This is a genomic window from Roseinatronobacter thiooxidans, from assembly GCF_001870675.1.
Classification (GTDB): Bacteria; Pseudomonadota; Alphaproteobacteria; order Rhodobacterales; family Rhodobacteraceae; genus Roseinatronobacter; species Roseinatronobacter thiooxidans.
The window spans coordinates 50,539-64,504 of the sequence record NZ_MEHT01000045.1 but is presented as its reverse complement, the minus strand read 5'-3'; the positions used below and the strand labels follow the sequence as shown (position 1 = coordinate 64,504).

Annotated in this window: 12 protein-coding genes and 1 tRNA gene; 9 read left to right on the top strand and 4 right to left on the bottom strand. The window is 59.2% G+C overall.

Features of this window, described 5'->3' with window-relative positions; genetic code table 11:
- Positions 1-22: 22 nt before the first annotated feature.
- From gatC to BG455_RS14250, 4 genes are read left to right on the top strand one after another with little or no spacing between them, the layout of a single operon-like run.
- A complete protein-coding gene (gatC, locus tag BG455_RS14265) occupies positions 23-313 on the top strand; it encodes an Asp-tRNA(Asn)/Glu-tRNA(Gln) amidotransferase subunit GatC (RefSeq protein ID WP_071470684.1) in 291 nt (96 codons plus the stop codon).
- The gene (gene gatA, locus BG455_RS14260; RefSeq protein WP_071470683.1) at positions 310-1,791 is read left to right on the top strand and encodes an Asp-tRNA(Asn)/Glu-tRNA(Gln) amidotransferase subunit GatA; all 1,482 of its coding nucleotides are present in this window, start codon (positions 310-312) and stop codon (positions 1,789-1,791) included. The genes gatC and gatA overlap by 4 nt, the downstream gene beginning before the upstream one ends.
- 34 nt (positions 1,792-1,825) lie before the next feature.
- Positions 1,826-2,644, top strand: coding sequence for a hypothetical protein (locus BG455_RS14255; protein ID WP_071470682.1), 819 nt, complete (start codon positions 1,826-1,828; stop codon positions 2,642-2,644).
- A 9-nt stretch (positions 2,645-2,653) separates the two neighbouring features.
- Positions 2,654-3,340, top strand: coding sequence for an N-acetylmuramoyl-L-alanine amidase (locus BG455_RS14250; RefSeq protein WP_071470681.1), 687 nt, complete (start codon positions 2,654-2,656; stop codon positions 3,338-3,340).
- 8 nt (positions 3,341-3,348) lie between these two features.
- On the opposite strand, the gene BG455_RS14245 is transcribed toward BG455_RS14250, so the two are convergent.
- From BG455_RS14245 to lipB, 3 genes are all read right to left on the bottom strand, one after another.
- Positions 3,349-3,843 carry a DUF2244 domain-containing protein gene (locus tag BG455_RS14245; RefSeq protein ID WP_071470680.1) on the bottom strand — a complete coding sequence of 165 codons (495 nt, stop codon included), beginning with the start codon at positions 3,841-3,843 and terminating at the stop codon, positions 3,349-3,351.
- Positions 3,844-3,904: 61 nt separating this feature from the next.
- A complete protein-coding gene (ctaD, locus tag BG455_RS14240) occupies positions 3,905-5,572 on the bottom strand; it encodes a cytochrome c oxidase subunit I (protein WP_071470679.1) in 1,668 nt (555 codons plus the stop codon).
- Positions 5,573-5,839: 267 nt separating this feature from the next.
- The gene (lipB, locus tag BG455_RS14235; RefSeq protein ID WP_071470678.1) at positions 5,840-6,511 is read right to left on the bottom strand and encodes a lipoyl(octanoyl) transferase LipB; all 672 of its coding nucleotides are present in this window, start codon (positions 6,509-6,511) and stop codon (positions 5,840-5,842) included.
- A 261-nt stretch (positions 6,512-6,772) separates the two neighbouring features.
- Between lipB and BG455_RS14230 the strand changes: the two genes are divergently transcribed.
- The 5 genes from BG455_RS14230 to BG455_RS14210 all read left to right on the top strand — a co-directional run bounded on the left by BG455_RS14230 (position 6,773) and on the right by BG455_RS14210 (position 11,706).
- A tRNA-Leu gene (locus BG455_RS14230) sits at positions 6,773-6,859 on the top strand.
- A gap of 268 nt (positions 6,860-7,127) precedes the next feature.
- Positions 7,128-8,240 carry an ABC transporter ATP-binding protein gene (locus BG455_RS14225; protein WP_071470677.1) on the top strand — a complete coding sequence of 371 codons (1,113 nt, stop codon included), beginning with the start codon at positions 7,128-7,130 and terminating at the stop codon, positions 8,238-8,240.
- Between the two features lie 93 nt (positions 8,241-8,333).
- Positions 8,334-9,437 (top strand): ABC transporter substrate-binding protein, encoded by a 1,104-nt coding sequence (locus BG455_RS14220; RefSeq protein WP_071470676.1) that lies wholly within the window; start codon positions 8,334-8,336, stop codon positions 9,435-9,437.
- Between the two features lie 97 nt (positions 9,438-9,534).
- The gene (locus tag BG455_RS14215) at positions 9,535-10,842 is read left to right on the top strand and encodes an ABC transporter permease (protein ID WP_084386453.1); all 1,308 of its coding nucleotides are present in this window, start codon (positions 9,535-9,537) and stop codon (positions 10,840-10,842) included.
- A gap of 12 nt (positions 10,843-10,854) precedes the next feature.
- Positions 10,855-11,706 carry an ABC transporter permease gene (locus BG455_RS14210; protein WP_071470675.1) on the top strand — a complete coding sequence of 284 codons (852 nt, stop codon included), beginning with the start codon at positions 10,855-10,857 and terminating at the stop codon, positions 11,704-11,706.
- 104 nt (positions 11,707-11,810) lie between these two features.
- On the opposite strand, the gene tkt is transcribed toward BG455_RS14210, so the two are convergent.
- Positions 11,811-13,829 (bottom strand): transketolase, encoded by a 2,019-nt coding sequence (gene tkt / locus BG455_RS14205; protein WP_071470674.1) that lies wholly within the window; start codon positions 13,827-13,829, stop codon positions 11,811-11,813.
- Between the last annotated feature and the right edge of the window lie 137 nt (positions 13,830-13,966).

Genomic DNA, 13,966 nt, shown 5'->3' with positions numbered 1-13,966 from the left:
CCGAAAAAAACCCGGAGGGGTCATGTCCGAGATCGACCTGGAGACAGCGCGCAAGGTGGCCCATCTTGCCCGTATAGCGGTTCCCGAAGATAATCTGCCCGCGCTGGCGCAGGAACTCAGCCAGATTCTGACCTTTATGGAAGAACTGAACGAGGTCGATGTCGAAGGGGTGGAGCCGATGACCTCGGTCACGCCAATGCGCCTGAAGCGGCGCAAGGATGCGGTGACAGATGGCGACATGCAGCCCAAAATCCTGTCAAATGCGCCCGATGCGCGCGAGGGCTTTTTTGCCGTGCCGAAGGTGGTGGAATGAGTGATCTGAACAAATTGACGATTGCCGATGCGCGCGACCGTTTGCGCGCGGGCGACGTAACCTCGGTTGCGCTGACCGAAGCCTGCCTTGGCGCGATCGAGGGGGCGGGCACGCTGAACGCCTTTGTCCACCACACGCCCGAAATTGCGCTGGAGCGTGCGAAAGCCGCCGATGCGCGGATCAAGGCGGGTGACGCGCCTGCAATGTGCGGCATTCCTGTGGGGATCAAGGATTTGTTCTGCACCGAAGGTGTCGCCTCTCAGGCGGCGTCGCGCATATTGCAAGGGTTCAAGCCGGAATATGAATCGACCGTCAGCGCGCAATTGCGCGATGCGGGCGCGGTGATGCTGGGCAAGCTGAACATGGACGAATTCGCCATGGGGTCCAGCAATGAAACCTCGGTCTATGGCAATGTGGTCAACCCGTGGAAAGTGGACGGGCGCGATCTGACACCGGGCGGGTCTTCGGGTGGGTCGGCGGCGGCTGTGGCGGCGGATTTGTGTTTGGCCGCGACCGGCACCGATACAGGCGGGTCCATCCGCCAGCCTGCGGCCTTTACCGGCACTGTAGGGATCAAACCCACCTATGGGCGGTGTTCGCGCTGGGGCGTTGTGGCCTTTGCCTCCAGCCTCGATCAGGCCGGTCCGATGACGAAAACCGTGCGCGATGCGGCGATCATGCTAGAGGCGATGTGCGGCCATGATGCCAAGGATTCGACCAGCGCCGACTTGCCCGTGCCGGTTTTCGAGGCGATGCTGACAGGCGATATTCGCGGCACCAAAATCGGAATCCCGCGCGAATACCGGCTGGACGCGATGCCCGCCGAGATTGCGGCACTTTGGGACAAGGGCGCCGAGATGCTGCGCGATGCGGGCGCAGAGATTGTCGATATCTCGCTGCCGCATACGAAATATGCGCTGCCTGCCTATTACGTCATCGCCCCTGCCGAGGCATCCAGCAACCTTGCCCGCTATGACGGGGTGCGCTACGGGCACCGCGCCACATTGGGGCCGGGCGATGGCATTACCCAGATGTACGAGAAAACCCGCGCCGAAGGATTCGGGCTGGAAGTGCAGCGCCGCGTCATGATCGGCACCTATGTGTTGTCGGCGGGCTTTTATGACGCCTATTACAACCGCGCGCGCAAGGTCCGCACCCTGATCAAGCGCGATTTCGAGAATGTATTCGCGCAAGGGATTGACGCGATCCTGACGCCCGCCACCCCTTCCGCAGCGTTTGGCTTGGGCGAGATGGCCAATGCAGACCCCGTGCAGATGTATCTGAATGATGTGTTCACCGTGACTGTGAACCTTGCGGGCCTGCCCGGCATCGCACTGCCTGCGGGGCTGGATTCCAAGGGCTTGCCGCTGGGTCTGCAACTGATCGGGCGGCCTTGGGAAGAAGGGGCATTGCTGAACACTGCACATGTCCTTGAAGCCGCGACAGGCTTTGTTTCCAAACCCGGAAAATGGTGGTAACTTACGACACATCCCTGCAAGGCTGAGAGGTCCGATGCGTTTTCACAAGGCACTGATTGCGATTGGCACAGCCACGGCACTTTTGGCCGGGTGTGAAGGATCTGCACCTTATTCCAATGTCATCGACACGACAGGGCGTGGCGTAGGCTTTAGCGATTACGCGCAATATATGCGTGCGCAAGAAGAACTCTCGCGCATTCGCCGCAACGAGGCAGCACAGGCCCGCAATGTGCAGGCCCCTTCCAATGCGCCCCAATTTGCCCAGCCGTCCAGCGCGCCTGCGTCCATCGGGCAGCAAGCGGTTGCCGCTGTGCGTGGAGGTGCGCCCATGCCGCAAGCCGCGCCCACACCTTCGCCCGTACCCGCAGCCCCACAACAATTCCCTGTCGCGCAGCAGACTGTGGGTGCGCCGCTTTCGGCAATCCAACCCTCGGCGCCCATGCAGACTGCCAGTGCTGGCACTGGTGTCAGCGCGCAGCAATTCACGCCGCAACCCTTTGGCGCGGCCCAACCCGACCGCTTGGTCGAGCGTGATTTCGTGCCGCAAGTGCGCGTCAGCGAAAGTGAGATGTCAGCGGGCACAAGCGGGCCGAACCTGTTTGTCTATGCTTTGTCCACGCAGCATAATGTCGGCCAGCAACGCTATACCCGCAATCATCCGCTGCGCTGGCGGCGCTGGGAAGGGGCCTGTGGCCAGTTCGCCAGTCAGGATCTGGCGCAAGAGGCGTTTCTTGCCGCTGGCGGGCCAGAGCGTGACCCCAACCATCTGGACCCCGATGGCGATGGCTTCGCCTGCTGGTGGGACCCGACCCCATTTCGCCAAGCCGCGCGCACTGTCCGCACAAGACAGTGATCGCAGCGCTTGCAGGCACAGTGGCACCCTTCGCCAAATTTCGGGCCGCGCCGTAACGGGGCGGCCCCTTCGCTTATAGTGCTGCATTACACCGGCATGCGCGACAGCGCTGCCGCGCTGGCGCGTTTGTGCGACCCGGCTGCCGAAGTCTCGGCGCATTATGTCATCTCTCCCTCGGGCCGTCTGTGGCAGCTGGTGCGCGACGAAGACCGCGCGTGGCACGCGGGGGCAGGGGCGTGGTGCGCGATCAGTGATATCAATTCCCACTCCATCGGCATTGAGTTGGTGAATACGGGTGACCAGCCTTTTCCCAAGCCGCAGATGGCGTGTCTTCAGGCGCTTATGTCCAGTTTGATGGCGCGCTGGCGCATTGCGCCGCAAGATGTCATCGCGCATTCCGACATGGCACCCGAACGCAAGGAAGACCCCGGCCCAAGGTTTGACTGGCGGTTGCTTGACCGGCTGTCGCTTGCCCTATGCCCCGATGGCATGGGCGCTGATGTGCCGCTGTCGGCAAGCCTGGATGCCATTGGCTACCCGCAGGCAGAGGCTGAAAAGCGGCTGCAAGCCTTTCGGTTCAGGTTTTTGCCCCTGTCGCAAGGCCCCGAGAATGCAGCAGACCGCCGCCGCGCAGATGCGGTTGCGGCGGCATTTCGGGCCGCGCGCACTGGCACTGCGGGGCGGCGGGACAGCTGATCTGCGCTTTATCGCAGATGGCGCAGGGCGTGCGACAGTTCGGCATATAATTCCGCGCGTTCTTCGGGGCTGAGAAATGACCCCAACTCGACCACGCGGCCATTGCCCTCGAGGGTCAGATAATTCTCGATCACCCCGCCCTTTTCGGCAAGGTTCAGACGCACCCAATAGGGGTTGGCTTCCCAATGCTGCGCAGGTTTGCGGGGGTTGGTGCGGGTGATTTCGATCCGCTCTTTGGTCAGACACAGGTCTTCGCGCAACGCGCGCCGCTCTGCACTGTTGCGGCTTAGTGCATACCATAAGGCCCAAAGCGCAAGCCCTGCAAAGGGCAACAGCCCCCATAGAACAGGGGTGCCCAGCACACCCAGCAACGGCAGCGCAAGAACCAATGCGCTGATGCCGATGATGCGCACAAAGCCATCCGGCCCCATTGACAGATGCGGCATCAGCGACAGCCGGTATTCGGCACCGTCATTTGCAGCCAGCGCAAAAGCCCCGGGCACTGTGCCCGGGGCTTGAGGTGTTATCGTCCAATACATAGGCATGGAAAGTGCCGCCAGTCCGTTAATGGGCCGCCTGCTTGTCCCAGTCTTCGCGCTTTGGAAGCTGCTCGAACGTATGTTCGGGCGGGGGCGAGGTCAGGGTCCATTCCAGCGTATCTGCATGCTCGTTCCAGTAGTTCTTTTCAGTGATGCGTGCGCCGAATTTCAGCGTGTAGAACACGATCCCGATGAAGAACAGGAAGGATGCAAAGCTGATGAATGCACCGATGGACGAAACGTAGTTCCACAGCGCATAGGCTTCGGGATAGTCGATATACCGGCGTGGCATGCCCTGACGACCCAAGAAGTGCTGTGGGAAGAAGGTGATATTCGCGCCGATGAACATCGCCCAGAAGTGCAGCTTGCCTGCCCATTCGGGGTATTGGCGGCCAGACATCTTGCCCATCCAGTAATAGATACCGGCAAACAGGGCAAACACTGCGCCAAGGCTCATTACATAGTGGAAATGCGCCACCACATAGTAAGTGTCGTGATAGATCCGGTCGATCGGTGCCTGCGACAGCACGATGCCGGTCACACCACCCACAGTGAACAGGAACAGGAAGCCGAAGGCCCACAGCATAGGTGTTTCAAAGCTGACAGAGCCTTTCCACATCGTGGCTATCCAGCTGAAGATCTTGATGCCCGTGGGCACCGCGATCACCATTGTCGCCAGCATGAAATAGGTCTGCTGTGTCAGCGACATACCCACCGTATACATGTGGTGCGCCCAGACGATGAAGCCCAGAACCGCGATTGCGATCATCGCCCAGACCATGGGCAGATAGCCGAAAATGGGCTTGCGCGAGAAGGTCGCAATCACATGGCTGATAATGCCGAAACCGGGGATGATGATGATATACACTTCCGGATGGCCGAAGAACCACAGGATGTGCTGATACAGGATCGGATCACCGCCGCCCGCAGGGTCAAAGAACGCGGTGCCAAAGTTCCGGTCGGTCAGCAGCATGGTGATTGCGCCCGCAAGAACCGGCAGCGCCAGCAGGATCATCCATGCCGTGATGAACACGGACCACGCGAATAGCGGCACCTTGAACAGTGTCATCCCGGGGGCGCGCATGTTCAGGAAAGTGGTGATGATGTTGATCGCGCCCAGAATGGAAGAGGCACCCGAAACATGGACCGCGAAAATCGCCAAGTCCATCGAGTAGCCACCCTCGGTGGTGGACAAAGGCGGATACAGAACCCACCCTACACCAGAGCCAAGCTGGCCATTGCCGCCGGGCGACAGTACCGATGCCACAGCCAGCGCGGACCCTGCAACGAACAACCAGTAGCTGAGGTTGTTCAGACGCGGAAACGCCATATCCGGCGCGCCAATCTGTAGCGGCATGAAGTAGTTGCCAAAGCCACCAAACAGCGCGGGGATCAGCACAAAGAACATCATCAGGATGCCATGCGCCGTGACCAGCACGTTCCAGATATGCCCGTTGGGGGTACAGTCGGTTTGTGCGGTAAGGCTTGCGCCTTCCATACACATATACTGCACACCCGGTTCCATCAGCTCCATGCGCATGTAGACCGAGAAGGCCACAGCGATAAAGCCGACAATACCGGAGGTGAAGAGGTAAAGGATACCGATATCCTTGTGGTTGGTGGACATGAACCAGCGGGTGAAGAACCCGCGGGTATCCTCATGTCCGTGGTCATGCGTGGCTGCATCGGCCATTGGCTACTCCAGTTCCCGATTCCTGTTGCGTTGCTCGCAACTGTTGTCGTGCTTGGCCCAGACAATAATTGTAGGGGCCAGTCTGCCTCCACGATGACAGGTGCATAGGACACGCCACTGTGTATCGCGGTATACTATGCTTTTAGGATGCAGTTTTTCATAGGGCAATGCTCCAAGTGTCGCAGAGTGCATATTTTTGACATGGATCAAGGTATTTGCTGCGATGCAGCGGAACGCGTGAGTGCGAATCAGTCACCTATACGCATGTCAATTGTCGAATGTGTGAATAAACTGCCGTTTCAGCGCAAGGTCGAGGTCGTCCATTGTAACCGGCAGGCCCAGATCGACCAGCGATGTAACCCCATGATCGCGGATGCCGCAGGGTATGATTCCCTCGAAATGGGTCAGGTCGGGTTCCACATTTATGGACAGGCCGTGAAAGCTGACCCAGCGGCGGATTTTGACACCGATTGCGGCAATCTTGTCCTCGCGCAATGTGCCATCGGGCAGGGGGGCTTTCTCGGGGCGGGTGACCCAGACGCCGACCCGGCCCGCACGCCGTTCGGCCAGAATACCGAATTCGCCCAGCGTGGCGATGACCCAGCTTTCCATATTATGCACGAAACACCGGATATCGCGCCCCCGCCGGTTCAGGTCCAGCATGACATAGACTACCCGCTGTCCGGGGCCGTGATAGGTATATTGCCCGCCGCGCCCTGCGTAATGCACCGCGAATCTGTCAGGCTGCGTCAGGTCGGCCGGTGCTGCGCTTGTTCCGGCTGTGTACAGGGGGGGGTGTTCCAGCAGCCAGATCGCCTCTGGTGCGGTGCCTTTTGCAATTTCGGCCACACGGGCCTCCATCGCGGCAAGGGTCTGCGCATAGTCGGACAGGCCCGGCAAATGCGTCCATTCAAGGTGATCGGCGAAAGTGTCGTTCATGGTTCTGTCACCTGCCTGTGCGGTCCTGTTCCGCGATGATGCGCCCGCCCGAAGCCGGGCAAGCCGTCGGATTGTCCGGTATCTAATGCGTCGCGGCGGCTGTGTCCATCAGCGCGGGCGCGCATACGGGCAGGCCATATCGCACAGGGCGCGGGCTGGTCGCATTGACGCGATCCAACGGTCAGAGAACTTCGCGCAGGCTGTATTTTCCCTCTTCACAACGGCTGAGAGAGGGGCTAACAGGCACCCACCAAGTCGCGTGCGGTCGTGGCGGAATTGGTAGACGCGCAGCGTTGAGGTCGCTGTGGGGTAACACCCGTGGAAGTTCGAGTCTTCTCGACCGCACCAAAAATCCCGTAGGAAAGCAATCATATCTTCGTCCCCTGCGGGGGCCGTGAAGGTTGTATATCGGCCAGCAGTGAAAAGCTGCGCCCAGTTTATTTCTTAAATCTCTGGCGATTTGCCGAACAGAAAACTGCGGTGCTTAGACAAATCAGGCGAAAAGCCTGAAAATCTGCTGAAACTGCGCTAATCGAAGTTATTGGTTGCATTCATTGCACTCCTTGGTTTTTACTTAAGCCATGAAGAGAGCGGAAGACCGCCGAGTTACGGGGAGATGAACGTGGTCGCAGCACAGCACAGCGACGGATTCGTCGTATATGATGGTGTCCAGAAAAGTTACGATGGCGAAACTCTTGTCGTCAAAGACCTGAACCTTTCCGTGGCGAGAGGTGAGTTTCTCACAATGCTTGGGCCATCGGGGTCAGGAAAAACGACCTGCCTGATGATGCTTGCAGGCTTCGAGACGGCCACAAGCGGCGAAATCCTGCTGGATGGCAAGCCCATAAACTCGGTCCCGCCGCATAAGCGGGGCATTGGGATGGTGTTTCAGAATTACGCGCTTTTCCCGCATATGACCGTGGGCGAAAACCTGTCTTTCCCGTTGGAAGTGCGCGGAATGGGCAAATCTGACCGCGAAAAGAACGTGATGCGCGCGCTGGACATGGTGCAGATGGGCGCATTCGCCAACCGCCGCCCCGCGCAACTGTCCGGCGGCCAGCAGCAGCGCATCGCACTTGCGCGCGCGCTGGTTTTTGAACCGGAACTGGTGCTGATGGATGAACCGCTTGGCGCCCTCGACAAGCAGCTGCGCGAACATATGCAGTTCGAGATTACGCGTCTGGCGCATGATCTGGGAATTACGACAGTGTATGTTACCCATGACCAGACCGAAGCCCTGACCATGTCAGACAATGTGGCCGTATTTGAGGACGGGCGCATCCAGCAATTGGCCCCGCCAGATGTGCTGTATGAAGAGCCGCGCAACAGCTTCGTTGCGCAATTTATTGGCGAGAACAACACCATAGATGGCGTCGTCAAGGAAATCAGGGGCGACACATGTGTGGTGCAGCTGGATGGCGGTGTGCTGATAGATGCAAAGCCAGTCAATGTGTCCAAGGTCGGAGAGCGCACGCGCGTTTCTATCCGCCCCGAGCGGGTCGAGGCCAATAAGGAACGATTGGCCGATGATGCGCATATGATAAAAGCCGAAGTGCTGGAGTTCATTTACATGGGCGATGTGTTCCGCACGCGCCTTAAAGTTGCTGGAAACGAGAATTTCGTCATGAAAACCCGGAATGCGCCCGATCAGGTGCGCCACAAACCGGGCAGCATGATCGAGATCGGCTGGATGCCGCAAGACTGCCGCGCGCTTGACTGTCCACAGTGACAGTTGCGCGGGTGCATTACGGCCCGAGGGATGGGGCTGTCTGAAACAGCACGGGCCAAGGCCTGTGACTGATAACAAACCAAGGAGGTTACTATGTCATCCAAATTGAAACTGATCGGTCTGAGTTCGGCTGTCAGCGTACTTGCGCTGAGTGCGGCTGCCCAAGACCCGGTGTCGCTGACCGTTGTATCATGGGGCGGTGCGTATACTGCAAGCCAGCAGCGCGCCTATCATAAACCATTCATGGAAGCGAATCCGCATGTCACCATCATCAATGATGACGGCTCTGCCAATGCGCTGGCAAGCCTGCGTGCACAATCCCAAGCGGGCAATGTGACTTGGGACTTGGTGGATATGCTGCCATCGGACGCGCAGCTTGCCTGTGATGAAGGCATCATCCTGCAAATCGACCATGATGCGATGCTGGCCGCTGCCCCCGATGGCACGCCGCCAACCGAAGACTTCCTACCCGGTTCGCTGGGCGAGTGCTTCATTCCGCAGATCGTGTATTCAACCGTGCTGACCTATCGCCCCGGCGCATTTGAAGGGGCCGAGCAGCCAAGCTCGATTGCCGACCTGTTCGATGTCGAGAATTTCCCCGGTCGTCGCGCGTTGCAGGACCGTCCGGGCACGAACCTTGAATGGGCGCTGTATGCGGATGGGGTAGACCCGGATGACATCTATGACGTTCTGGCAACTCCGGAAGGTGTGGACCGCGCCTTTGCCAAGCTCGACACGATCAAGGATCACATCATCTTCTGGACTGAAGGTGCACAGGCACCGCAGCTTCTGGCAGATGGCGAAGTTGCTTTCGCAACCGGCTATAATGGCCGGATGTTCGATGCGATCGAAGTTGAAGGCATGGATGCCGCGATCATCTGGGATGGTCAGGTTGTGGAATGGGACGGCTGGGTTGTGCCCGCAGATGGCCCGAATGAAGAAGTGGTGATGGAATATCTGTATTGGGCCACCGATACACAGCGTCTGGCCGATCAGGCGAAGTTCATCAGCTACGGTCCGGCGCGCGCATCTTCTGCGGAACTGGTGGGCCAGCATGCCGATCTTGGCATCGACATGGCACCGCATATGCCAACCAACCCCGACAACTACTTTGCGCCCATCGTGCTGGATAACGACTTCTGGGTCGATTACGGCGACGAGCTGCGCGAGCGGTTTGCAAACTGGATGCTTCAGTAATCTGAACCATTCTGTTCAGGGCGCGCAGTTGCGCGCCCTGAAAGCCCTGTATCGGGCAGTGAGCATATAAAAAGATACTTCTGCAAGGAGCGCGGGCATGGCGATTCAAAGCGCAACGTCTGAAGAAGGCGCTGTGGGCACAGCAACCGACAGTCGCGGCAGATTGGTGACATCAGACGGCACGCCCCTGCGCCGCGCGCTGGAACGCGCGAACAGACGCCGCAAGCTGACCGCACTTGCCCTTGTTGCGCCTTTGCTGGCTTTTATCCTGATTTTCTTCGCTTTCCCCATTGCCCAGATGATGTGGCGGTCAGTGGATAACCCGCAGATCGTCAATGCCTTGCCGCGCACATTGGTGGCGCTGGAAGACTGGAACGGGCAGGGTGTGCCGGATGAGCCGGTCTTTGCCGCACTCCATGCCGATATGATGGAAGACCTTGATCGCCCGCGCCGCGAACAGGCCATTGGCCCGCTGGGTATTCGCCTGAATTACGAACTGAGTGCGGCGCGAAGCGCAATTTCACGCACCGCCCGAAATGTGCCGGATTTCGACGCGCCCTACAGGGACGCATTCACCGATGCGCACCGGCTTTGGGGCCAGCCGGAACTGTGGCAGATTATCAAGCGCGAAGGCCGGCCGCTGACACTGTCCTACTATGTGGCCGCTCTTGACCGCGAATATGACGCAGAGGGAAATATCGTCAAACGGCCCGAGAACAGACAGATTTATGTCTCTCTCTTCGGGCGGACGCTGGCCCTGAGCCTTGCGATCACGGCGATGACCTTTCTCTTGGGCTTTCCGATTGCCTATTACCTGTCTACATTGCCGATGCGCTATGCAAACCTGCTGATGATTGCAGTGTTGCTGCCCTTCTGGACGTCGCTTCTGGTGCGCACCTCGGCTTGGATTGTGCTGTTGCAACAACAAGGTGTCATCAACAATGCGCTGGTGGGCATGGGGTTCATAAATGACGATGGGAGGTTCAGTCTGATTTACAATCAGACTGGGACAATCATTGCGATGACGCATATTTTGCTGCCCTTCATGGTCTTGCCGCTGTATTCGGTCATGCGGACTATCCCGCCAACCTACCTGCGCGCGGCCAAAAGCCTTGGGGCGACCCCATGGACCGCCTTCCGGCGCGTCTATTTCCCGCAGACGCTGCCGGGGATCGGGGCAGGGGGGGTGTTGGTTTTCATCATCTCGATTGGCTATTACATCACGCCTGCGCTGGTGAGCGGGCAGTCGGGGCGCATGATCTCGAACGAGATTGCGCGCCATATCCAGCAATCGCTGAACTGGGGTCTGGCAGCCGCGCTTGGCACCATGCTGCTTGTGGGCGTGCTGGTTCTGTATTGGCTGTATAACCGGCTTGTCGGTACTGACAGCCTGAAATTCGGGTAAGGGAGAACGCATATGTCCATGCCCGCCTATTACACCACGAAAGACAAGATCTGGCATTACACCTTTCGGGTGCTGTGCTATGCGATTTTCTTCTTTCTGCTGGCGCCGATCCTGATCATGATCCCGCTAAGCTTCAACGCGCAGCCTTTCTTTACCTTCACACGCGAAATGCTGACGCTGAACCCCGATGGCTATAGCCTGCGCTGGTATCGTGACTTTTTGGGGTCTGAAAGCTGGATGCGCTCGATCCGCAATTCTTTCGGGATCGGGATTGCGGCAACCATCGTCTCGACCACTTTGGGAACATTGGCCGCCCTTGGGCTGTCGCGCTCGGAAATGCCTGCCAAGGGGCTGATCATGGGTATTCTGATCTCTCCCATGATCGTGCCGCTGATCATCTCGGCAGCGGGGATGTTCTTTTTCTTCTCGTCGATCAATATCGCCCAGACCTATCTGGGCGTCGTGCTGGCCCATGCGGCCCTTGGCACACCCTTTGTGGTGATTACCGTGACAGCCACGCTTGTCGGGTTTGACCAATCGCTGATCCGCGCTGCCGCCAATCTGGGCGCGTCGCCCACGCGGACATTTTTCAAGATCACCATGCCGCTGATCTTGCCGGGGGTTGTGTCGGGGGCGCTGTTTGCCTTTATCACATCCTTTGACGAGATCGTGGTGGTGCTGTTTGTGGCCGGTGTGGAACAACGGACCATCCCGCGCGAGATGTGGTCGGGGATCCGCGAAGATATCAGCCCGACAATTCTGGCTGTGGCGACGATCCTTGTGATGATCTCGATCGCGCTGCTGACAGTGGTGGAACTGTTGCGCCGCCGCGGGGAAAGGTTGCGGGGGGTGACACCGCATTAAGCGCGCCACTGGGTCACCTTGCGTAGAAAAATGCCGGGCAATTGCCCGGCATTTTTATGTCTGGCCCGCAAGGCACGAGATGCCGGGTCAAGCCCGGCATTGCGTTACAGCAGGGATTTGACCTTTTCGGCAACAGCCTCGGCGGTGATGCCGAACTGCTTGTAAAGTTCCGGCGCAGGTGCAGAAGCGCCGAAACCATGCATCCCCACAAAGCCCGATTTCTCGCGCCGGCCACGTTCGCCGAACAACCAGCGATCCCAGCCGAAGCGGATGCCTGCCTCGATTGCCACACGCACGGGCCCTGCGGGCAGAACCTTGCGGCGATAGGCCTCTGGCTGCTCCTCGAAGAGTTCCCAACAGGGTAAAGAGACAACGCGCGTGCCGATCCCTTCGGCTTGCAACAACGCGCGCGCGTCCATCGCTATTTCGACTTCCGAGCCTGTGGCCATCAGCAGCGCCTGGCGTTTGCCCTCGGCCTCGGCCAGAACATAAGCGCCCTGCGCTGTCAGGTTCTTGACCTTGTGCTCTACCCGGTAGGTGGGCAGGTTCTGGCGTGTCAGTGCCAGCACAGAGGGTGTGCCGGGGCTGGTCAGGGCCAGTTCCCACGCTTCTGCCGTTTCGACTGTGTCGCAGGGGCGGAAGACATGGGTGTTGGGCGTGGCGCGCAGCATGGCCAGATGCTCGACCGGCTGGTGGGTCGGGCCGTCTTCGCCAAGGCCGATGGAATCATGCGTCATGACATAGGTGACAGGCACGCCCATCAGCGCTGACAGCCGCATGGACCCGCGCGCATAATCGGTGAAGCACAGGAAGGTGCCGCCATAGGGTTTGACCCCGCCATGCAGCGCCATGCCGTTCATTGCAGCCGCCATGCCATGTTCGCGGATGCCGTAATACACATAGCGCCCCGTGCGATCTTCGGGCGAGAAGACGCCCAGACCATTGGTTTTGGTGTTGTTCGACCCTGTCAGATCAGCCGAGCCGCCGATGGTTTCGGGCATCACTTCGTTGACGACCTCCAGCACCATTTCGGATGATTTGCGCGTGGCGACACAAGGCGCATTCTCGGAGATTTGCTTTTTCAGCGCGCGGATCGCGGCTTCCAGCTTTTTGGGGGGCTGGCCGGACATGCGGCGGGTGAACTCTGCCTGCTTCGTGCCAGAGAGTTTGCCGAAAGCCTGTTCCCACTCTGCCCGCGCGGTGGCACCACGTGCGCCAATGGCGCGCCATGCTTTCAGCACCTCATCGGGGATTTCAAACGGGCCATAGGGCCAGCCATAGATGTCCTTGGTGACCGCGATTTCCGCATCCCCCAAAGGCGAGCCATGCGCGCCCGATGTATCGGCCTTCTTCGGGCTGCCAAAGCCGATGATTGTCTTGCAATCAATCAGCACAGGCCGGTCAGAGCCTTTGGCCGCAGTAAGGGCGCGGTCGATATCTTCGGGGTTATGCCCGTCACAGGACAAAACCTTCCAGCCTGCCGCTGCGAAACGGGCGCGCTGGTCGGTGCTGTCAGACAGGCTGACGCGGCCATCAATGGTGATGTCGTTATTGTCCCAGAGCACAATCAGGCGGCCCAGTTTCTGGTGGCCCGCCAAGCCGATGGCTTCGTGGCTGATACCTTCCATCAGGCAGCCATCGCCCGCGATGACATAGGTGTAATGGTCCACCACTTTGGGGCCAAATTCGGCGCGCAATTTCTCCTCGGCCATGGCAAAGCCCACAGCGTTTGAAATGCCCTGACCCAGCGGGCCAGTGGTGGTTTCCACGCCTTTGACATGGCCATATTCGGGGTGCCCTGCCGTAATCGCGCCCCATTGGCGGAAATTCTTGATCTGCTCCAGCGTCATATCTTCATAGCCTGTCAGATACAGCAGCGCATAGATCAGCATGGACCCGTGACCGGCAGACAGGATGAAGCGGTCGCGGTCGGCCCAATCGGGGGCGGCGGCGTCAAATTTCAGATGACGCTCGAACAGCACTGTTGCCACATCGGCCATGCCCATGGGCATGCCGGGGTGGCCGGAATTTGCGGCTTGGACTGCATCCATCGCCAATGTGCGGATGGCGGTTGCCTTATTCCAGTGATCGGGGTGCGCGTCTCGCAGGGCAGCAATATCCACGTGGGGCGTTCCTTGTCTGGCCAATCTTTGCGGCGTCATACCAGCCCCAGCAGCAAGTTCAAGCAAAGCCATGCGCAACAGCGCCTCAATTCATGACAGCTTGTTGGAAACCGGCAGGTTTGAGGTTAGGCTGCAAC